General features: G+C 34.1%; 18 protein-coding genes. 9 read left to right on the top strand and 9 right to left on the bottom strand.

The window, feature by feature from the left end:
• Positions 1-21: 21 nt before the first annotated feature.
• Positions 22-2,112 (bottom strand): M13 family metallopeptidase, encoded by a 2,091-nt coding sequence (locus AC2A1D_RS04845; protein ID WP_484042536.1) that lies wholly within the window; start codon positions 2,110-2,112, stop codon positions 22-24.
• 133 nt (positions 2,113-2,245) lie between these two features.
• On the opposite strand from AC2A1D_RS04845, the gene gloA2 reads away from it, so the two are divergent.
• Entirely contained in the window at positions 2,246-2,623 is a 378-nt protein-coding gene (gene gloA2, locus AC2A1D_RS04840; RefSeq protein WP_484042535.1) for an SMU1112c/YaeR family gloxylase I-like metalloprotein, read from the top strand.
• A 120-nt stretch (positions 2,624-2,743) separates the two neighbouring features.
• Here gloA2 and AC2A1D_RS04835 read toward each other — a convergent pair whose 3' ends face one another.
• Together AC2A1D_RS04835 and AC2A1D_RS04830 are read right to left on the bottom strand one after the other, a co-directional pair.
• The gene (locus AC2A1D_RS04835; RefSeq protein ID WP_484042534.1) at positions 2,744-3,127 is read right to left on the bottom strand and encodes a DUF1634 domain-containing protein; all 384 of its coding nucleotides are present in this window, start codon (positions 3,125-3,127) and stop codon (positions 2,744-2,746) included.
• Positions 3,124-3,954: a sulfite exporter TauE/SafE family protein gene (locus tag AC2A1D_RS04830; protein ID WP_484042533.1), complete on the bottom strand. Its 831-nt coding sequence runs from the start codon at positions 3,952-3,954 to the stop codon at positions 3,124-3,126. The genes AC2A1D_RS04835 and AC2A1D_RS04830 overlap by 4 nt, the downstream gene beginning before the upstream one ends.
• A 74-nt stretch (positions 3,955-4,028) precedes the next feature.
• Between AC2A1D_RS04830 and AC2A1D_RS04825 the strand changes: the two genes are divergently transcribed.
• Complete coding sequence (locus AC2A1D_RS04825; RefSeq protein WP_484042532.1) at positions 4,029-4,589, top strand: DUF1543 domain-containing protein; 561 nt, start codon at positions 4,029-4,031, stop codon at positions 4,587-4,589.
• Between the two features lie 66 nt (positions 4,590-4,655).
• Entirely contained in the window at positions 4,656-5,765 is a 1,110-nt protein-coding gene (locus tag AC2A1D_RS04820; RefSeq protein ID WP_484042531.1) for a 5-(carboxyamino)imidazole ribonucleotide synthase, read from the top strand.
• A gap of 45 nt (positions 5,766-5,810) precedes the next feature.
• Here the strand turns inward: AC2A1D_RS04820 and AC2A1D_RS04815 are convergent, their stop codons facing one another.
• Complete coding sequence (locus AC2A1D_RS04815) at positions 5,811-6,386, bottom strand: hypothetical protein (protein WP_484042530.1); 576 nt, start codon at positions 6,384-6,386, stop codon at positions 5,811-5,813.
• Positions 6,387-6,541: 155 nt separating this feature from the next.
• Here AC2A1D_RS04815 and AC2A1D_RS04810 point away from each other — a divergent pair, with 155 nt between their 5' ends.
• Positions 6,542-7,081 (top strand): lipocalin family protein, encoded by a 540-nt coding sequence (locus tag AC2A1D_RS04810; RefSeq protein WP_484042529.1) that lies wholly within the window; start codon positions 6,542-6,544, stop codon positions 7,079-7,081.
• A gap of 154 nt (positions 7,082-7,235) precedes the next feature.
• Here the strand turns inward: AC2A1D_RS04810 and AC2A1D_RS04805 are convergent, their stop codons facing one another.
• Positions 7,236-8,426, bottom strand: coding sequence for a VWA domain-containing protein (locus AC2A1D_RS04805; protein WP_484042528.1), 1,191 nt, complete (start codon positions 8,424-8,426; stop codon positions 7,236-7,238).
• Between the two features lie 164 nt (positions 8,427-8,590).
• On the bottom strand, positions 8,591-10,186 hold the full coding sequence (locus AC2A1D_RS04800; protein ID WP_484042527.1) for a DUF4139 domain-containing protein: 1,596 nt from the start codon (positions 10,184-10,186) through the stop codon (positions 8,591-8,593).
• Between the two features lie 129 nt (positions 10,187-10,315).
• Between AC2A1D_RS04800 and AC2A1D_RS04795 the strand changes: the two genes are divergently transcribed.
• Entirely contained in the window at positions 10,316-12,100 is a 1,785-nt protein-coding gene (locus tag AC2A1D_RS04795; protein WP_484042526.1) for a tetratricopeptide repeat-containing sensor histidine kinase, read from the top strand.
• Positions 12,101-12,139: 39 nt separating this feature from the next.
• The gene (locus AC2A1D_RS04790; RefSeq protein WP_484042525.1) at positions 12,140-12,874 is read left to right on the top strand and encodes a LytR/AlgR family response regulator transcription factor; all 735 of its coding nucleotides are present in this window, start codon (positions 12,140-12,142) and stop codon (positions 12,872-12,874) included.
• 92 nt (positions 12,875-12,966) lie between these two features.
• Here AC2A1D_RS04790 and AC2A1D_RS04785 read toward each other — a convergent pair whose 3' ends face one another.
• Positions 12,967-13,440, bottom strand: coding sequence for a DUF7832 domain-containing protein (locus AC2A1D_RS04785; protein WP_484042524.1), 474 nt, complete (start codon positions 13,438-13,440; stop codon positions 12,967-12,969).
• Between the two features lie 113 nt (positions 13,441-13,553).
• Here AC2A1D_RS04785 and AC2A1D_RS04780 point away from each other — a divergent pair, with 113 nt between their 5' ends.
• From AC2A1D_RS04780 to AC2A1D_RS04770, 3 genes are all read left to right on the top strand, one after another.
• Positions 13,554-14,804 carry a CinA family nicotinamide mononucleotide deamidase-related protein gene (locus tag AC2A1D_RS04780; RefSeq protein WP_484042523.1) on the top strand — a complete coding sequence of 417 codons (1,251 nt, stop codon included), beginning with the start codon at positions 13,554-13,556 and terminating at the stop codon, positions 14,802-14,804.
• Positions 14,805-14,877: 73 nt separating this feature from the next.
• A complete protein-coding gene (locus AC2A1D_RS04775) occupies positions 14,878-16,905 on the top strand; it encodes a M13 family metallopeptidase (protein WP_484042522.1) in 2,028 nt (675 codons plus the stop codon).
• Between the two features lie 98 nt (positions 16,906-17,003).
• The gene (locus AC2A1D_RS04770; protein ID WP_484042521.1) at positions 17,004-18,083 is read left to right on the top strand and encodes an endonuclease/exonuclease/phosphatase family protein; all 1,080 of its coding nucleotides are present in this window, start codon (positions 17,004-17,006) and stop codon (positions 18,081-18,083) included.
• A 50-nt stretch (positions 18,084-18,133) separates the two neighbouring features.
• On the opposite strand, the gene AC2A1D_RS04765 is transcribed toward AC2A1D_RS04770, so the two are convergent.
• Both AC2A1D_RS04765 and AC2A1D_RS04760 read right to left on the bottom strand, forming a co-directional pair.
• On the bottom strand, positions 18,134-18,541 hold the full coding sequence (locus tag AC2A1D_RS04765; protein ID WP_484042520.1) for an META domain-containing protein: 408 nt from the start codon (positions 18,539-18,541) through the stop codon (positions 18,134-18,136).
• Positions 18,542-18,658: 117 nt separating this feature from the next.
• Positions 18,659-20,071, bottom strand: a complete 1,413-nt coding sequence (locus AC2A1D_RS04760; protein ID WP_484042519.1) for an APC family permease — start codon at positions 20,069-20,071, stop codon at positions 18,659-18,661.
• Positions 20,072-20,255: the final 184 nt, after the last annotated feature.

Raw genomic sequence — 20,255 nt, 5'->3', positions numbered from 1 at the left:
TTACGTTGCAGGTCTTTTGTTTTACCAAATTTTAATTCTTTCAGCAGGAGCTTTATACATTTTGTCTCCTTCTTTAATATTGAATGCTTTTATAAATGAATCTTGATTTACCAAAGGTCCAAAAGCCCTGAAAATTCCAGGAGAATGCGGATCTGTTTTCACCTGATTAATCATATATTGTTCGGTAGATTTTGTACGCCAAACTGTAGCCCAGCTCATAAAAAATCTCTGATCTTGCGTAAAGCCACTTATTAACCCTGGATTTCCTCTGTCTTGCAAATACATTTGCAACGCATCATACGCAACAGAAACACCTCCCAAATCTCCAATATTTTCACCGCTCGTAAATTTACCATTTACAAAACTTCCTTTTACAGGTTCGTAAGTACTGTACTGAGCCGCCAATTGAGCTACTTTCGCATCAAAATTCTTGCGATCTTCTGCAGACCACCAATTATTTAAGTTTCCATCTCCGTCGAAACGAGAGCCACTATCGTCAAAACCATGAGAAATTTCGTGACCAATAACCGCTCCAATTCCACCAAAATTTACAGCAGCATCTGCTTTTGGATTATAAAACGGCGGCTGAAGAATTGCTGCAGGGAAAACAATTTCGTTATTCGAGCCACTATAATAAGCATTTACCGTTTGCGGAGTCATTCCCCATTCTGTTTTATCAACTGGTTTTCCAACTTTCTCAAGGCTTTTTGAATATTGCCAAGCAGAAACATTTTGTAGGTTTGAATAAAGAGATGCACCTTGCTTTGGAGATTCAATTGTCAGTTTTGAATAATCTTTCCATTTATCCGGATAAGCAATTTTCACGGCAAATTTAGACAACTTTTCCTGTGCTTTTGTTTTGGTTTCAGGAGACATCCAATCGTTGTCTTTGATGTGCTGAGCAAAAGCTTTAATAATGTAATCGATGTATGTTTCCATCTGCTCTTTCGATTCTGGAGTAAAATATTTTTCAACATATACCTTACCGAAAGCTTCTCCTAAGACTGAATTCACAAAAGCCAAACCTCTTTTGTCCATCGGACGTTGCTCTTTCTGCCCCTGTAAAAATTTAGAATAAAAATCGAAACGAATCTGTTCCAAATTTTCATCCAGATAAGATGCATTTCCGTTAATTACATGATACTTTAAATAATCCTTCAATAGAGGAAGATTTTTTTGGGTAAGATATTGATCCATATTTTGGTAATACTTCATCTCACCGATAATCACACGATCTGTATTTACACCTGCATCTTTCAAATATTTTGGAAGATTTACATTTTTAACAAGCGCAGGAAGTTCGGAAACATTTTTAGGATTATATCTTAAATTAGCATCACGATTCTGTTCTAATGTTAGGAGTTGATTTGCCATTTTCTTTTCAAATTCAACCACATTTTTTGCCGCAGATTCAGCATTTTTATAGCCTAAAACCGTAAATAATTTTGAAATATATTTTTGATACTCTTCTAATGTTTTGGTATTGGCTTCGTTTACTTTTTGATAATAATCTCTCCCTAAACCAAGGTCTGGACCGCCAAGATAAACCGCATTCATATTAGAATTCTTCAAGTCTGCCCCCACTCTCCATCCGTAGAAAGAATTGTCGCCCAACTTCGTAGCTTCTAAAAGATATTTTTGAAGGTCGTCAACATTTTTAATTGCATTAATTTTAGCCAAATCTGCTTGAATAGGCTTCAACCCATCTTTATTTCTCTTATCCAAGTCCATAAAACTTGCATAAAGATTCTGAATTTTCTGACCTTCTGAACCTTCAGGATAATTTTCGCTAAGAATTCCGTTTAAAATCCCAAGTGAAGCATCGTCTACATTTTCTCTCAAGGCATTAAAAGAACCCCAACTCGCTTTATCTGAAGGAATTTGAGTGGTTTTCACCCAGTTTCCGTTTACATAGCTAAAGAAATCGTCTTGCGGTCTTACAGACTTATCCATATAAGCCAAATTTAAACCTTCTTCTTTTATTTCTTCTTTTACAACAGGCTTCACTTCTACAGTTTCGGCAGGTTTTGTTGCGGTGGTTTTTGATGTTCCGCAAGAATTCAAGTACACAAGACCTGAAAAAGCAAGAACGGCGATATTTATCTTTTTCATTAAAACTTTAATTTATGATTTAAAAAAACGTATCAAATATAAGGAATTGTAGATGAAAACCATAAAATGAAATCACGACAAAATCTTTTGTTTAAAAACGCCAAAATTCAGTCAAAAATTATACTTTTGAATCATGAAAATACATCACATTGCCATTATTTGCTCGGATTATGAAGTTTCGAAAAGGTTTTACACAGAAATTTTAGGTTTAAAAATTCTTCGTGAAGTGTACCGAAAAGAAAGAGAATCTTATAAACTCGATTTAGGAATTGGCGACGATTATGTGATTGAATTATTTTCGTTTCCCAATCCACCAAAACGCCCATCACAACCAGAATCTTGCGGATTACGACATCTTGCTTTTTCCGTAAGAAATGTTACAGATAAACGTATTGAACTCATTGAAAAAGGCTTGGTTTGCGAAGGCATCAGAATTGATGAATTCACCGAAAAAGAGTTTTTCTTTATACAAGACCCAGATGGTTTGCCGATTGAGTTTTATGAGGAGTAGCTTTTGAATACAGAGTGCCCAAAGTTTATTTTAAATGATGGTACTTTTGTTTCGCAAAGCCGTTTCACTTAAAAAAGAATTGACGTTCAATCTCAAATATCAAATTTAAAATATCAAACCTTAGTGCGCATAACCCGTGAAAAAGCTGATGGCCATAATCGCTAAAACAATTGAAGAAATAATTACGTAAGTATAATCTTTTTCTTTCAAATAACCGATTAATGCAAAGATAATTCTCATTAAAGGCGTGAAAATAAGCATCAGAATTCCGAGTTGGATAATTGCCATTCCTTCGCCTTTGCAAAGGGTTTCCCAGAAATGTCCCCAAACCTTCTCAGAAGAAGTCCCCATATTGAGCATGGTGTATTTTCTTGGCATTTTGAATCCTTCAAGGAAAAGCTTCACAAAACCAATAATAGAAGTGGTAACCGCTAAAACGACGCCTAAACGAAGAAGATTTCCTACGGAACGGTTCAAATCGACGTCTGTAAAAGTCTTTCTCATTTGAAATTACTGCTTAAACCGTTGTACATCATATAAATTGATAGAACTGTAATTACTATCGCAAAAAACGTTTTCAGTTTTTTTGTTTTTGATACCATTAAAGTTTTAGAGCCAATAAAACTTCCCACAACAACACCCACTAAAACCGGCGCTACAATTACCGGAATAATCTCCCCACGCTGAAAATAAATTAATGAAGACGCAACAGCCGTTACACCAATCATAAAATTACTTGTTGTAGTAGATACTTTAAATGGTAATCTCATCATATTATCCATCGCTAAAACCTTTAACGCTCCAGAACCAATCCCCAAAAGACCAGACATTGCTCCTGCAAACATCATCATAAAAAATCCAGGAACTGTATTTCTCGCTGAATAGCTTTTCAATACCCCTTTATCTGGGAAAGTTCCGTACAGTTTTAGTTTATCTTCCAAAGAACCTTTAATTCTTGGTTCTTGATGGTCTGGTTTACCTTTTAAATTTAAAATTACTGTAAGCAAAAGAATACTGGCAAAAATAATCCCAATGGTGTTCGGATTCAACATTCCGGAAACCAAAGCACCTACAATTGCGCCTGCTGTAGTTGCAATTTCAAGGAACATTCCGATTCTCATGTTGGTAAAACCTTCTTTCACAAATGCAACTGCCGCTCCCGAAGAAGTACCAATTACAGAAATAAGAGAAGCTCCAATTGCGTAATGCATGGGAACGCCAAAACCCAGTGTTAATAAAGGAATAATGATAACACCTCCTCCTAAACCGGTTAAGGAACCAAGAAGCCCCGCCGATATTGCACCAAGGAAGAGAATAATAATTTCTGACATGCTACAAATATAAAACTATTGCGCTTGTCTGCCAAACGTTTATTTAAAGATAAATTTGACGTATTTTTGCAGCTATGAAAACCAATCTAAAATTATTCTATATTATTTTGGGAGCCACTCCAAAAGGCAGAAATATTGAACAGCACGATGTGTTTTTTGGTATTGCGGAGAACCTTCAAGAGCTAGTTCCTGCAATGAAAGAGTTCTGGAAAGAAGCAGAAGGAAAAATTCATATCGATTGTTACCAGGAAGTAAAATTTGTAGATGGTTTTGAGGTGAAAATTGCTGACAAAACAGAGAAAAGCTCAGAAAATCAATTGTATTTTATTAATCTAGGAGGATACAAAACAGGGCATTTTGAAGAATTTCACGAGCAACATCTCATGGTAGGAAAATCTTTGGCAGAAGTGGTAAAAAAAGCAAAGCAAACCGAATTTTATAAAACGATGGGGTTTGAAGGAGCTGTGAGTCACATTGATGATAAACACGGTGTTGATATTGATGACATCTTCAACGTAAATGATATTTTACCATCATCAATGAAAGAAAAATTTTCGATTCTATTGACGAAATCTGATACAGAATTACAAACCAATTTCACAAAAGTCGGATATTTAAAAATCGATAAAATTTAAAAAAATAAAGTGCAAAGCACAAACAAATTATCTAATTAAAAATAAATACGAAATAAAATAATAAAAATGAAAATCGGAATTTTAGGAGGCGGACAATTAGGAAGAATGCTTATTCAGGAAGCGCTAAAGTACGACGACGAGTTTTATACTTTAGACCCAGCTTCGGATGCGCCTTGCCACAATATCTCTTATTTTACACAGGGCAATTTTAATGATTACGAAACCGTTTTAAACTTCGGAAAAGACAAAGACGTGGTAACCATTGAAATTGAGCACGTAAACGCAGATGCGCTTCAAGAGCTAGAAAACCAAGGGATAAAAGTGGTTCCTAATGCTAAAATTATTAAAACGATTCAGCAGAAAATTCTTCAGAAACAGTTTTATCAGGCGAATGACATTCCGAGTCCTTATTTTGAGGTGATGGACGGAAGTTCTGATGAAATTACGATGCCTTTACCTTTCGTTCAAAAAATGAATACAGGAGGTTACGACGGAAAAGGTGTACAGGTAATTCGTACCGAAGAAGACATGAAAAATCTTTGGGTTGCCGATTCAGTTTTAGAAAAATTGGTTGATATAGACAAAGAACTTTCTGTAATTGTTGCCAAAAACGAAAACGGAGATACACAAACTTTCCCGGTAACAGAAATGGTTGCAGACCCGAAATTAAATCTTTTAGACTTTAATATTTGTCCGGTATTTTTGAGTGAAGACATTCAAAATCAAATCAATTCGATTACCGAGAAATTTTTAAATGCGGTACATTCTCCAGGACTTTTTGCCATTGAATTATTTTTAGATAAAGAAGGTAAAATTTGGGTAAACGAAACTGCGCCAAGACTTCACAATTCAGGACATCAAAGCCAAGAAGGAAACGCCAATTCTCAGTTTGAGCAAATGTATCGTGTGGTAAAAAATCTTCCATTAGCCGATACAGACACCTTTACTTTCAGCGGAATGCTGAATTTGGTGGGAGCAGAAGGTTTTTCAGGGAAAGTAATTTACGAAGGAATGGAAGACGTTTTAAAACTTCCAAAAACCTACGTTCATCTTTACGGAAAAACAGAAACCAAACCCGGAAGAAAAATGGGACACATTAATGTTTTGGCAGATTCCAGAGAAGAATTAATGGAAAAACTGGTAAAAGTAAAAGCAATGGTACGAGTAATCGCTTAATTCCATTCAAAATATAGGAAAAAGACTGCCGAAAAGCAGTCTTTTTTAGTTGTATTTATCCAAAAGTACACCCAAACTTTCGTAATCATTATCTGACCCGAAACTCTCAATACTTCCTAAGTTTCCAACAATTTCATACTGATGGCATGAAAAACAAATTTTAGCAACACCGCTCACTTTGCCTTTGTTTTTAAAAACTAAAACATCTCGAAAAACGGGAATACATGCGGCGGTAACCCCTTCAATTGCAGTTTTTTCCGCAAATATTTTATTAAATTCGGCAAGATCTTTCGAATCAATTTTCTTTTTTTCATATCCAATTTTTTTCATTGATTTGATAAATGTTGTATCATTAATACTTTCAGGAACATCGCCAAAAACAATATCAAATTTCAATTTATCTATTTTGGAATTTTGGGCACTATCATATTGATCGCCATACTCACCTTCATCGATATCGCTCTTATAATAGTCAACTTCATCAAATTCAAAAAAAGTTTTACCATAAAAAATTCCTTGAGGTTTTTGAGAAGCCTTTTCATCATTCAGAGTTTCATTAATAACTTCTTTTTTACAATTAATTAAAAGTAAACCAAAAAACAAGAGGATAATTTTTTTCATGTCATTAATTTATTTTAAAACTAACCAAAATTCTTGAAAAATTGTAGAATCGATAAAAATTAATATAAAAGTAGATTAGATTTCGAAAAGAATCGAAAAACAGTTTTTCAAAGGCATCATTTTTGCATATTTTTCTACCATATATTACACACGAAATGAAAGCTTACCAAAAAATTGTACTTCCTGTTGCAGCAGGTATTTTAAGCCTACTTATTCTAAAATCATGTTCAGTTGGAATTCCTGAAAATGCAGTTGCTGTAAAAAATTTTAATTCCGATAAATATTTGGGAAAATGGTACGAAATTGCAAGATTCGATTATAAATTTGAAAAAAATATGGATCACGTTACTGCAACCTATTCTTTAAATGAAAAAGGAAATATACGCGTACAAAATCGTGGTTTTGATTACGTAAAAAAAGAATGGAAAGAATCTATTGGTGAAGCAAAATTTGTGAACTCAAAGAATGAAGCAAGACTAAAAGTTTCTTTCTTTAAACCGATTTGGGCAGGTTATAACGTGATTGATATTGATGAGAATTACCAACACGCATTGGTGGTGGGAAATAGTGTAAAATATATGTGGATTCTCTCGAGAACCCCAGAAATACCAGAAAGTATAAAGCTTCGTTTTTTAGAAAAAGCTCAAAAGCTTGGTTTTCAAACCGATCAACTTATTTGGGTTAAGCACGATTAATTGTTTTCTTACCATATTTTAAAATTTTTAATTCTTATCAAAATTTCAGGATCGGCGGCTTCGCCGCCGATCCTGAAATTAAAATATAATGTGTTATAAACAAAACTTCACCCTATTTTTTAACAAACCGTCATTTCGAGAAATATTAAGAAAATTAGAAAGAATATCCATTCTTTTTTGCAATTTCTGCAATAGATTTTTCAATCGCTTTTCCTAAATCATCGCTTTCTGAATTGCCTTTTTTCTTCATTTCAGCATCAATATAATTTTGACGATTTTTAGACAAAACTTCAATTTCATTTTGAATTTTTGCTCTGTCTTCCGTTTTTTTAGTCACAATTTTCTGGATTTCTTCTTTGCTTTTTCCTTTCAATTCTGAAGGAAGTTCTTCATCTTTAATGGTCGAAATATAATTTTTGTCTTTTTCTGCACGGTCTACCAAATCCCATGTCGCATTATTGTAAGCAGATTTTTTGGATTTCGAAACCGCTCTTTCTACTTTATTCGACACCGAAACCGATTCTGCATTCGCATCCTGTTGTAATTGCATTGCTTTTTTCTCATAGCCTTTACTTCCGTAGCCTATATAGGTGTCGTTCAGCAAACCATTGCATTCATAAATTCTTTTATCGAAAGGTGTTTCAATATAAATTACTTTCTGATTGCTATCAATATTGAAATATTTTCCATCGCCTAAAACCGCTCCGTTTTGCCAAAAAGTTTGAATTCCCTCTTCTCTTCCACCACAAAAAATAGTGTTGGTATAAATATTTTTCTTTTTCGCATCGGCAACCGTTTGTTTATAGTTAATTCTTCCTTGGTCGAAAGGTTCGTTTCCGGCAATGTAAATGAGTTTCATACTGCTTTCGTTGCCATCCCAATTCAAATTCGTAGACGCATCACGAATAACGGCGCCACAATATTCATTTCCGCCATTGGTACGCAAAGCAAACAGTTTTTCTGAAACCAAATCTAAATCTTGCGTAAGTGGAGTCACTTGTCGAATAAAATTTTCGTCTTTCAAACCATCGTTTCCGTATTCGTAGAGAGCAATTTCAATTTGAGGTGTTTTTCCGTTGTATTTTAAGGTCGATAATGTGTTTACAATATTCCAAAGTCTGGATTTTGCCTGGTCTATTAAACCATCCATACTATTCGAAGTATCTAAAAGCAAAGCCACCTGAATTTTATTTTCTTTTGAAACTTCATTAGGTTTCAGAGAAACATTGCTTTCTACCACTTGTCTTTCGTTGTTACTTTTGCTGCAACGATTTCCGGGAGCTTTTTCTGCGCTTAAAAATGCAAAAACACTAAGGCTCACTGTCATTAATTTTAACGTATTCATAATATATTTTTTTGATGATTGTTCCATTTTGTTACGAGGTTCAGGTTACGAGTTACGGGATTTGCGGCTTACGTTTATGGTAAAATATTCCAATGTTCGAAATCAATCTTAAATCTTAAATTTTGAATCTTGAATCTCGGATTCCGAATCTCCGATTTCCGCATCTATCGACTGTAATACTGAATTTGCATGTCTTTTGGATATTTCAATTCATAAGAGAAATTGATTTTTTCAGATGCACCGCTAGAAATTTTTCTGTTCCAAAGAATACTTCCTGTTTTTTCATCAAAATCACCATCTCCAATATTGAGCGTTTTTACCGTAATTTTTTGATTTTGACTGATTGGCAATTGGTCTAAAATTTCAAGTTCAATATTTTCTTTCGCGTTGTTTCTTATATTTATATCGTAAGATTCAGTAATCAATCGATTAGAACTTAAAGATTTATCTGATGTTTTATCTTCAATTTTAATTCTCTTCACCACAATTCTTTCGTCAACTCCTAAAGAAATTAGAAATTCATCTTTTACATAATTGCTTGTAATATTGGTTTTCCCAATGTAATTATCCTCAAAATAAATATTTGCTTCGCCAGAAATCAGATTTAGATTTTGCCAGTTTTTCACAAAAGCCATCAGAAAAACTTGGTTGTTCAATTTTGGAACGACATGATATTTATAGGTAGATTCTACACTTTTCTTATCTAAAATTACATATTGCTCCTTTTCTTGGCTCAAAATCGTTTGATTATAATTCAGTTCATACAAAATATTCATTTGATTATCTGAAACTGTCGCCACAGGAATTTGGCTTACCGAAGCAACTTCTTCACGCATTTGATAAGAATTAGAAAGCTCTGCTTTATCTTTTTTCATGTACCCCATTTTTGCTTCATCATTATTAAATGCAGCATATTCTGCAACATAAAGTGGCGATAAAATCGGGCGGTTTTGGTTGTAAGAAGGTCTGTATGTAGAAACAAAAAGTTTTACATTGTTCCAATCTTGACCTGTTTTTTGATAAACTTTTCCCTTATAAACAATTTCAAGAGGTTTTTTCGTAGAAACTGCACGCAAATCATACGACGGAACCCAACCTGCATTTGAAACAATATAGCTCACTCCAAGATTCAGGTTTGTTTCATTTTCAGCAAAAATCTCAAGAATCAGCTCTTTTCTGTTGGTATTTTTCTGCGTTTGTTCTTCTGTAAATTGCTTATCAATCTTCGCAATACTTTCTACACAATCTGCTTTTTTCTCATCTAAAATATAAACCTGATTATCAATTTCCAGCATTCGTTTTCTATAAAACTCTGTAAGTTTTATAAGTTGGTCTTGAGGAGTTGCTTTGTCGTTGGTAGAAACCTTTAAGTTATCATTAATAATATTTTTTTCTCCGTTCAAATTATTGATTTGAATATCCAAAAGATTTACCTCTCTTTGAAGTTTTTTTCTTTCGTCATTCAATTTTTTCTCATTTACAGAAAACTCATCATTTTTCAAAAAATTACTTTGCGGAGTAATAGATAAAAGTGTGGTGTTTTTTTCTAAATTAATTTTATATGTATTTTCATCCAAATCATTAGGAAGATTAATGATTTTCACTGTGTTTTTACCTTTTTGCAGATTTACGTTTGTGCTTCCAAAAACTTTTGCACCTCTTAGAAAAACGGTTGCTTGTTTCACCTCAATTTCCTTTTTAATTTCTTGCGCATTCAAGCAAGAAAAAGAAAATAGTAAGGTTAAAATAAAGTGTCGCATTGTTTATTATTTAAAGTTCTACAGTAAAATTATCCAGAATTAAAACCCATTTTTTTAAGACTTGGTGAATCCCAGCTTTCACTTGGTGAAACTTTTTTGGCACATCAATTATATGTATATCTTTGTTTTATGAATTTCAAACCTCTTTTTTCAGTCGCATTCATTTTATTTTTTGGGAATTTTCTGTATTCTCAAAGCAGTAAAGTTGCGGAAGAAGTTGTTTCGGAATCTAAAAAACTAAAAAAGGCGGTCGATTTAGAAGATGAATCTGCAGAAGCCAACTCGTACTACAACATTGGCGAAACCTATTACAAAAACAGAAATTTTGCCAAAAGCGAAGAATATTTTTTGAAATCGAAAACGATTTATGAAAAATTAAACGACAAAAAAAATCTCGAAAAAGTTACCCGAAAACTCGCGCAATCCCAAGAAAGCCAAAAAAAACTAAAAGCAGCCGCTTCCAATTATCAAAATGCGTCTAAAATTGGGTATTCAAAAAACAGTAGAGCTGTAAATTCAAACGATGCAATGAGAGTTTCTTCGCCTTCCATAAATGAAAAGGCGGAAGTGATTAGAAGTAATCTCGACATCAGCGAAAAAACGCAAAACAAAGAAGATTTAGCCGCAGGTTACAGCCAAATGGCAGAAATAAATATTGAAGAAAAAAACCTTCCAAAAGCCGAAGAAAACCTGAACAATGCTTATAAAATATCTAAACAAGAAGCTCCACAACAGGCTTTAGCCATCAACCAAAAATTGGCAGATTTATATGTTGAAAATAAAAACTTCGACAAAGCCATCGAGTTAAAAAAGAATGTACTGAAAGAAGATTTCATAAAGGAAAATTCTAAAAAAGAAGTTGAACAAATTCAAGAGTTGGCGGATATTTACATTAAAAAAGACGACCCGAAAGAAGCCATCAATTTATTAAAAAAATCTTACGGAATTGCTCTCGAAAAAGGTCATACTTTGGAAGCCCAGAAAAGTGTAAAAAGACTCGACAGTTTGTATCAGGTTTCTAAAAACATTGACGAATCTATCGTTTTATACCGTGATTTTCTTGGAAAATTGCCCGATTTGGTTTCAAAAGACAAAAGTTTGGTCGATGAAAAAATTCTAGAAGACACCGAACAGAAAATCCAGCAACTGGAAGAGGAAAAAAAGCTGAAAGACGAGCTTATTCGCAAGAAAAACCTATTTAATTACAGTTTAATTGGAGCTTTAATTATTTTAATAGGTTTGATTTTCTTCATTTTTAGAACCTTAAAAAAAGTTCAGATTAAAAATAAGAAAATTGCGCTACAATCGCTTCGTCGTGAGATGAATCCGCATTTTATTTTCAATAGTTTAAACTCTGTAAATCATTTCATTGCAACCAATAATGAACTGGAAGCCAATCAATATTTAACTAAATTTTCGAAACTCATGCGTGGCGTGATGGAAAATTCTACGGACGATTTTATACCGTTTCAGCAAGAATTAGATTTGCTTCAAAATTATTTAGCATTAGAAAAAACTCGTTTTGCAGATAAATTTGATTACGAAATTGAAGTGGATGAAAGTTTAAACACTCAAAGTCTGAAAGTTCCGGGAATGTTGGTTCAGCCTTTTCTCGAAAATGCAGTTTGGCATGGCTTGAGATACCGAACAACGAAAGGTTTTTTACAATTAAAATTCGAAAAATCATCAGAAAATCTGAAAATTACCATCGAAGACAACGGAATCGGCATCGAGGAAAGCAAAAAACAAAAAACTGAACATCAGAAAACCCGAAAAGGTCGTGGTATGAAAAATACTTTAGAAAGAATTGCTCTACTGAATGATTTATACAAGCAAAATATCGAATGTAAAATCACTGATAAGCCCGATTCTCAAGGTGTTTTTGTTGAAATAATTTACAAATTGATTCATTAATTTTTTTCATCTTTAAAATTAAATCTTAAATCTTCCAGAATGAAAATAAAAGCTGTAATCGTAGACGACGAGCATATTGCAAGAGAAGTTCTCAGAAGTTATCTCACAAAATATTGTCCGCAAGTTGAAGTTTTGGGCGAAGCAGAAAATATCAAAGAAGCCGTTCCTTTGATTGCTGAAAAGCAACCACAATTGGTTTTTTTGGATGTTGAAATGCCTTTCGGGAACGCTTTTGATGTCTTGGAAGCAACTAAAGATTTCTCTTACGAAACCATTTTTATTACAGCATTTTCACAATATTCTTTGCAAGCGTTGAATAAATCTGCAAGTTATTATATTTTAAAACCTATTGATATTCAGGAATTGATTTTGGCGGTGAATAAAGCCGCGGAAAGTTTAGAAAAAAAAGAAGAACTGAACCGAAATAAAATTCTTCTCGAAAATTTAAAACTAAAACCTGAAAAACAACAGTTAATTCTTCCCACTTTACAAGGTTTTGATGTGGTAAAAACGGAAGATATTATGAGGCTTCAAGCCGATGGAAACTTTACGCAGGTTTATCTTACAGACGGTTCAAAAAAAATGGTTTGTCGGTTTTTAAAGCATTTTGATGACTTATTGGAACAGCCTTTTGTGCGCGTTCATCGTTCTCATATTATCAATTCAAATTTTGTAAAATCTTACCACAAAAGCGGAACTGCAACACTTTCCGATGAAACCGAAATTGAAATTTCAGGCAGTTTTAAAGAGCAATTTTTGAAAATTTTTTCTTAACCGCTATTGGCTTATAGCTTTTAGCAAATGTTTTTTTGCGCGACCTCAACCTCAACCTCAACCTCAACCTCAACCTCAACCTCAACCTCAACCTACTCTTTCAAAAACTCCTTCCATTCCTGAAAACGGAAATCAATCGCTTGTTTCATCAAACCGTAGTTTTCAAAATTGTCTTCAATGTGATAAAAAGTATCGTATTGAAAGTCGGATTCTTCAGCTTTAGCATCAAAAATATTCACATAATCATTCGCAAATGAATCGTGTAAATTGGTAAACTTGGTTTCGTCTACAAAATAATCGGCGGCAAACGCATTTCCAAGGTCGTTGAGCTCTTCACTATTGAATTTTCCATCTAAAAAATTGAGGATAAATTCAGCGCCGGTAATGTCGCGTTTCAAAAGAGCTTCAATTTCATGAGAAAACTGATTTTTTAAATCGTCTGAATGCAAATTATTTTCAATACACCAGTTCAGGAACATTCCAAAATGTGTTGCAGCGTTGGTTTCGGGCACATCTTTAGGAAAATCTTCACCTAAATGCCATGCTGCGTTGTCGTATAAAGTCATATTATTTATAAATTCTAGTTTTTACGCTCCAAAAATAGAAAAAATCGATGGAGTTTGCGGTTCCAACCTATTTTCACTTCATTTGTATAACCTATTTTTTTGGAAATTACAGTATGCAAAACGCAGTTCTTATCACTATTGGAGACGAAATTTTATCAGGAAATACCGTCGATACCAATTCTAATTTTATAGCAACAGAGCTTAAAAATATCGGGATAAAAGTCGTACAGATTTTTACCATTTCAGATGAAATTGAAACCATTAAAACCACCATTAAATCTGCCTTAGAACTTGGTGATTTACTTATTACAACGGGAGGTTTAGGTCCTACAAGAGACGACAAAACAAAGAAAGCTATTGCTGAATTTTTTAATGATGAAATTGCTTTAGATGAAGCTACTTTCGAACATTTGAAAGCCTATATGGAAAAACGAGGCAGAATAGAAATTCTCGAAAGAAACCGCGAACAGGCTTTTGTACCAACGAAATCTAGAGTTTTTCAAAACCATTTTGGAACAGCGCCTTGTATGATGATGGAAGAAAATGGTAAAATACTCTTTAGTCTTCCCGGCGTTCCTTACGAAGTAAAACCTTTGATAAAAGACCAAATTGTTCCTTTTTTACAGGAAAAATTTAACCTAAATTATCTTTCCACCAGAATTGTTTCTGTGGTAGGAATTCCAGAAAGTATTTTAGCAGACATAATTGAAAACTGGGAATTGGCTTTACCTGAAAACCTATCTCTTTCTTACCTTCCTGTCGGAACTAGAGTAAAACTAAGAATTACCGCAAGTGGAAATGATGAAAACCTGCTTCAACAACAGCTTGAAGAAGAAATTCAGAACCTTTTACCTTTAATAAAAGACAATGTAATTGCAACTTCTGAAGATAAAATTGAGAAAATTTTAGCGGAAATTTTAATCGACCGAAATCTTACGATTTCTACTGCAGAAAGCTGTACAGGAGGCGAATTGGCAAAGATGATTACTTCTACACCCGGAAGTTCGCAATACTTTTTGGGCGGAATTGTTCCTTACGAAACTCAGAAAAAAATCGATATTTTAAAGGTTAAAAAAGAAACTGTGGAAGAATTTACGGTGGTAAGCGAAGAAGTTGCCGAAGAAATGGCAAAAGGTTGTCAAGCTTTATTCAAAACAGATATTTCGCTTTCTACCACTGGAGTTGCTGGTCCCGGAAAAGGCGAAGACGGCAAAGACATCGGTTTGGTGCACTATTCTATCAGAATTGGAGAAAAGTCTTTTAATTCAAAACTTTTTATGCCCCATTTGGAGCGTGTAGATTTTATGCACTTTGCAGCTCAGAAAGTCATTCAAGATTTGGTATCAGTATTAATTTCAGAATAATATTTAACAATAATTACGTATTTACGTAACAAATAAAAATCATAACAGACATATTGTACAAATTATATAAAAAATGAAAAAACTAACACTATCTTTAGTTCTTTTGGCCGGAACTTTTGCTGTACAAGCACAAAAAGCAGCAACTGAAAAAGGTCTGGAAATTAACTATATGGATAAAAGCGTTCGTCCGCAAGACGATTTCTACAACTTTGTAAACGGAAGTTGGATGAAAACTGCTAAAATACCTTCAGATAAACCAACTTGGGGAAGTTTCAACAAATTGGCAGATGATACCGACAACAATTCAATGACGATTTTGAACTCTCTTCTAAAAGATAAATTTGCTGAAGGAAGCGAGGGTAAAAAAATTCAGGATTTGTACGCAACGTACATGAATATGACGAAGAGAAATGCCGATGGAATCAAGCCAATTCAAGAAAACATCAGCAAAATCGATAAAATTAAAAACCTTACCGACCTTCAGAATTATTTAGTTTCTGTAACGAAAGAAGGAGAAAATAATTTCTACGGATGGGGCGTTTATTCAGACCTAAAAGACTCTAACATGAATGCGGTTTACCTTGGTGACGCTTCTTTAGGTTTAGGAAGAGATTATTATCAAAAAGTAGATGCGAAAAATACAGAAGCTATTGCTGAATATCAGAAATACGTAGCTTCGATGTTGAAAGAATTAGGATATACTAATGCAGATGCTGCAGCAAAAGGTATCGTAGAGTATGAAAAAAGCATCGCTAAAACGTTATTAACCAACGAACAAAGCCGTGATAATACACTTCAGTACAATCCAAAAACAATGGCTGAACTGAAAACTTTGGTAAAAAATGTAGACATTCCTGCTTATCTTAAAAAAGTTGGGGTAAATACAGACAGAGTAATTATCGGTGAACTAGGATATTACAAAAACTTCGACCAATTGGTGAACGAAAAAAATCTTTCTGTAATTAAAGATTATTTGAAATTCCACATGATTAGCGGAAACGCATCTTACCTAAGCGAAAAATTAGGAGATATGAAGTTTGCTTTTTATGGAAAATATCTAAGAGGCCAACAAGAGCAAAGAGCTTTAAACAAAAGAGGTTATGAGCTGATTAACGGTTCTCTTGGTGAAGCTTTCGGAAAATTATATGTTGAAAAATATTTCCCGGCGGAAGCAAAAGCTCAAATGGTAGAATTGATTGATTATCTAAAGAAAAGCTTCGTTGTACACATCAACGGTTTATCTTGGATGTCTTCTACAACCAAAGAAAAAGCACTTCAAAAACTTAATAAATTCACGGTAAAAGTAGCTTATCCAGACAAATGGAAAGACTACTCAAAACTGGTAATTACTTCTGAAGCTAAAGGTGGAACATTATACAAAAACCTTCAAAATATCGGGGAGTGGCAATACAGCAGAGAATTGGCAAAAATCGGTAAACCAGTAGACAAAACTGAATGGGGAATGACGCCGCAAACAGTAAACGCATATTACAACCCTGTAAACAACGAAATCGTTTTCCCTGCTGCAATTCTTCAGCCGCCTTTCTTTAATCCTCACGCAGATGCTGCTGTAAACTTTGGTGGAATTGGTGCGGTAATCGGGCACGAAATGAGCCACGGTTTCGACGATTCTGGAGCGCAGTTTGATGCAGACGGAAACTTAGTAGATTGGTGGACTCCGGAAGACAAAGCCAACTTCGAAAAAGCAACAAAATCTTTGGCTGCTCAATACGATAAATACGAACCTGTAAAAGGAACTTTCGTAAACGGAACATTCACCAATGGTGAAAATATCGCCGATTTGGGTGGTGTAAATATCGCTTACGATGCTTTACAAATGTATTTAAAAGATAAAGGAAACCCAGGAACAATCAGCGGTTATACACAAGACCAAAGATTCTTCATGAGCTGGGCAACGGTTTGGAGAACTTTATCAAGCGAAAAATATATGATTAACCAAGTGAAAACAGACCCGCATTCTCCTGGTTATTTCAGAAGTTTTGGTCCGCTTATCAATGTTGATGCATTCTACAAAGCATTCGACTTGAAAAAAGGAGATAAATTATACAAAACACCAGAAGAAAGAATAAAAATCTGGTAAAATATAAAAACCGCTCATTTTTGGGCGGTTTTTTTTGGCTTTTTCTAGCTTTTGGCATTCTTTTCCCTGTCTAATTAATAATCATTGATTGAAATGCTATGTGGGAAATTTACTTTGTTTTAACGGTTTTAATTGTATTATTTTCAGTATTACCGAAAATTCCTAGTTCTCATTGGGTTTTCAGGGTTCCTGATTTTGGTAAAATACAGGTTTTCGTTATCGCTTTTCTTGTTTTCCTTTTCGGATTTTTTCTTGAGAAAAATTTAACTTGGGAAATTTCACAAGCGTTACTTGCTTTATGTCTTATTTTTCATGGAGCTGTTCTTGTAAAATACACTCCGCTTTATCCTATCAAAAAACATCAACCTTCAAATAAAGCTTCAGATTCTTTAGAATTTATTTCGGCAAATGTGTACCAGTTTAATAAAAATCATCAGCGGTTTATAGAATTAGTACACAAAGGTAAACCAGATATTTTTCTCACCATGGAAAGCAATTCGGGTTGGGAAAATGCTTTGAAAGTTTTAGAAAAAGAATATCCTTTTCAGCATAAAGTAACGCTCGAAAATACGTACGGAATGCATTTTTATTCAAAATTAGAAATCACAAAATCTACCACACATTTTTTTGTAGCAGATGATATTCCCAGTATTGAGGCACATTTGAAAACAAATGACGGTTTTGAGTTTGTATTTTTTGGAGTTCATCCCCCACCTCCAAGTCCTACTGAAGAAGAAACTTCTAAAGAAAGAGACGGCGACCTTCTGAGTACGGCAAAAAGAGTACAAGAATTACAAAAACCTGTTATTGTTGTAGGCGATTTTAATAATGTTGCTTGGTCTAAATCTTCCATTCTTTTCAGAAAAACAAGTGAGTTGATTGACCCTCGAGTGGGTCATGCTTTTGTTTCTACTTTTCATGCGAAATATAAACTGTTTAGATTTCCTATTGATTTGATGTTTCACAGTGAAGAAATTTTTATTGATAATTTCAAAACGCTTGAAAATTTTGGCTCAGATCATCTTCCGGTGTATTGTAAATTTTCAATAGACTTCCATAATACCAATCAAAAAGAAAGAATTGATACCGCAAATGCCGAAGAAAAAGCCGAAGCCGAAGAAATGATTGAAGAAGGCAAAAAAGAAGAAGGAGAACGTGAAACTTTTGCCACAGAATAACAAAAAAACCTGATCGTTCGATCAGGTTTTTGTATATTTTATTAAATGAATTATTGCGCTTTATTGAATTTCAAAAGCAATAATCCGTCTTGGTATAATTCTAAAGTAGAATCGGTAACAACATATTTATTTACTTTCTGCAAAGCGCCTAAATAATTGGTTTCAACCGTCATATTTTCACAAGCCATTCTTGTAGAACCTACTCCAGAAGGTGTAAATGTTCTTGAATGAGAATCCATTGCAATTGTTCCGAAATATTTGTTGCAACCGCTGCTTCCGTTAATTTTATTACCTTCAATATTCAAAGTTGGTACAGTTCCTTTTACTTTATCAGCCAAAACCCATTTTGTATTGGCAATTGAAGCCTGCTCTTTTCCAACTTTAGACGAAGAACCTCCTGTCGCTCCACATGAAATCATTACCGCTGCACCCAAAAGGCTTAAAATATAGTTTTTCATTTTTTAAATTTTATTATCCTCAAATTTAGTTAAAATAAATGGTTTGCCCGAATTTACGAGACTAAATCATACTTCTACACTGTTCCAAAATGTATTCCAAAGAAGAATAGTTTAAGGTTAAACATTCTTTTTTCGAGAATCAATAAAATAGTAAATCGGAAGACCAAGTAACACCAAAAGCAAACCAGGCCAAGTATATTGTGTTTTAAAAATTAAAAGTAAAATGCAAAAAGCAGTACCAATCAAGAGATAAATTAAAGGCGTAACAGGATAAAACCACGTTTTGTAAGGTCTTTCTATTTCTGGTTTTTTAATCCTTAAATAAATAACCCCAAAAACGGTAATCATGTAAAATAAAACAATCACAAACGAAATCATATCTAAAAGATTCCCGTACTGACCGCTCAAGCAAAGCACACTTGCCCAAATTCCTTGCATCCATAAAGCATTTTCCGGAACTTGGTTTTTGTTGTTTTCAGCAGCAGATTTGAAGAACATCCCATCTTTAGACATGGTTTGAAAAACTCGCGCTCCAGAAAGGATTAAGCCGTTATTACAGCCAAAAGTTGAAATCATTACAAGCAAAGCGATAATCAAAGTACCTGTATTTCCAAAAATCGCCAATGTGGAAGAAACCGCTACTCTATCGTCTGCCGCAAAAGCAATTTCGTCCCTCGATAAAGTTGTAATATAGACTAAATTAACCGCGAGATACAAAACCATTACCGCAGAAGTTCCAAAAATCATGGAACGAACAACATTTTTCTTAGGATTTTCAATTTCGCCTGCGACAAACGTAACATTTTCCCATGCAACAGAGCTAAAAACTGAGCCTACCATTGCTGAGGCAATTCCGCCCATCAAAGCAAAGCCAGAAATAGATTCCCAACCCGATTTGGTAAAGTTCCCTAAAGCATCTTTTTTAAGATTGCTAAAAGCTTCCAAACCAGAACTGAAGTTCTCAGAAAAATAGCTTGTGTTTACAAAAAATATTCCGGCAAATATTAATCCAAGTAAAGCTAAAACTTTAGAACCTGTAAATAAATTCTGTAAAAACTTCCCACTTTCAACACCTTTTGTATTGATAAAAGTGAGCAACATGATGACCAAAATCGCCAAAATCTGAATGTAGGTAATTTTAAATTCTCCTTGCTGAAAAATAGGTTCAGCGTTATTTAAAGCTGGAATAAGGTACGCCGTAAACTTCCCGAAAGCAACCGCCACTGCCGCAATTGTCCCTGTTTGAATAACTGAAAATAATCCCCATCCGTAAAGAAATCCAATCTTCTTTCCGAAGATTTCCTTTAAATAAACGTATTGTCCACCCGCTTTCGGAAAAATTGCAGATAACTCGCCATAACTAATCGCCGCAGCAACCGTCATAACTCCCGTAATAATCCAAACGATAACCAACCACCAACCGGAACCGAGATTCCGCATAATATCGGAGCTTACGATGAATATTCCGCTCCCAATCATGGAGCCCATAACGAGCATAATGGCGTCCCAAAGTTTGATTTTTTTCTGCATATCGTTTTGTAAAACGTAAATATAATTAAAACTTTCTTGAATATATTTTTTTCTTCATAAAGCTAAAAAGTGACGTATACAGCAACCGCAAAAATCTCATGTAAAACATCGCTTTTGAGAGTGCGAAAGTGTTTTATATAGCAAAATCGTTGATGAAACTTTATAAAAAAAAGACTGCTCTTGC

Source organism: Chryseobacterium sp. HNCC26DJ239, from assembly GCF_057180445.1.
The sequence above is the reverse complement of the archived record's forward strand: the minus strand, read 5'-3'. Positions and strand labels throughout refer to the sequence as shown.

Bases quoted from the DNA above. Each gene is read 5' to 3' on its own strand.
- AC2A1D_RS04815 (WP_484042530.1), bottom strand. From the start codon at position 6,386: ATGAAAAAAATTATCCTCTTGTTTTTTGGTTTACTTTTAATTAATTGT.
- AC2A1D_RS04770 (WP_484042521.1), top strand. From the start codon at position 17,004: ATGTGGGAAATTTACTTTGTTTTAACGGTTTTAATTGTATTATTTTCA.
- AC2A1D_RS04835 (WP_484042534.1), bottom strand. From the start codon at position 3,127: ATGAGAAAGACTTTTACAGACGTCGATTTGAACCGTTCCGTAGGAAAT.
- AC2A1D_RS04785 (WP_484042524.1), bottom strand. From the start codon at position 13,440: ATGACTTTATACGACAACGCAGCATGGCATTTAGGTGAAGATTTTCCT.
- AC2A1D_RS04830 (WP_484042533.1), bottom strand. From the start codon at position 3,954: ATGTCAGAAATTATTATTCTCTTCCTTGGTGCAATATCGGCGGGGCTT.
- AC2A1D_RS04795 (WP_484042526.1), top strand. From the start codon at position 10,316: ATGAATTTCAAACCTCTTTTTTCAGTCGCATTCATTTTATTTTTTGGG.
- AC2A1D_RS04825 (WP_484042532.1), top strand. From the start codon at position 4,029: ATGAAAACCAATCTAAAATTATTCTATATTATTTTGGGAGCCACTCCA.
- AC2A1D_RS04810 (WP_484042529.1), top strand. From the start codon at position 6,542: ATGAAAGCTTACCAAAAAATTGTACTTCCTGTTGCAGCAGGTATTTTA.
- AC2A1D_RS04805 (WP_484042528.1), bottom strand. From the start codon at position 8,426: ATGAATACGTTAAAATTAATGACAGTGAGCCTTAGTGTTTTTGCATTT.
- AC2A1D_RS04820 (WP_484042531.1), top strand. From the start codon at position 4,656: ATGAAAATCGGAATTTTAGGAGGCGGACAATTAGGAAGAATGCTTATT.
- AC2A1D_RS04780 (WP_484042523.1), top strand. From the start codon at position 13,554: ATGCAAAACGCAGTTCTTATCACTATTGGAGACGAAATTTTATCAGGA.
- gloA2 (WP_484042535.1), top strand. From the start codon at position 2,246: ATGAAAATACATCACATTGCCATTATTTGCTCGGATTATGAAGTTTCG.
- AC2A1D_RS04760 (WP_484042519.1), bottom strand. From the start codon at position 20,071: ATGCAGAAAAAAATCAAACTTTGGGACGCCATTATGCTCGTTATGGGC.
- AC2A1D_RS04790 (WP_484042525.1), top strand. From the start codon at position 12,140: ATGAAAATAAAAGCTGTAATCGTAGACGACGAGCATATTGCAAGAGAA.
- AC2A1D_RS04845 (WP_484042536.1), bottom strand. From the start codon at position 2,112: ATGAAAAAGATAAATATCGCCGTTCTTGCTTTTTCAGGTCTTGTGTAC.
- AC2A1D_RS04775 (WP_484042522.1), top strand. From the start codon at position 14,878: ATGAAAAAACTAACACTATCTTTAGTTCTTTTGGCCGGAACTTTTGCT.
- AC2A1D_RS04800 (WP_484042527.1), bottom strand. From the start codon at position 10,186: ATGCGACACTTTATTTTAACCTTACTATTTTCTTTTTCTTGCTTGAAT.
- AC2A1D_RS04765 (WP_484042520.1), bottom strand. From the start codon at position 18,541: ATGAAAAACTATATTTTAAGCCTTTTGGGTGCAGCGGTAATGATTTCA.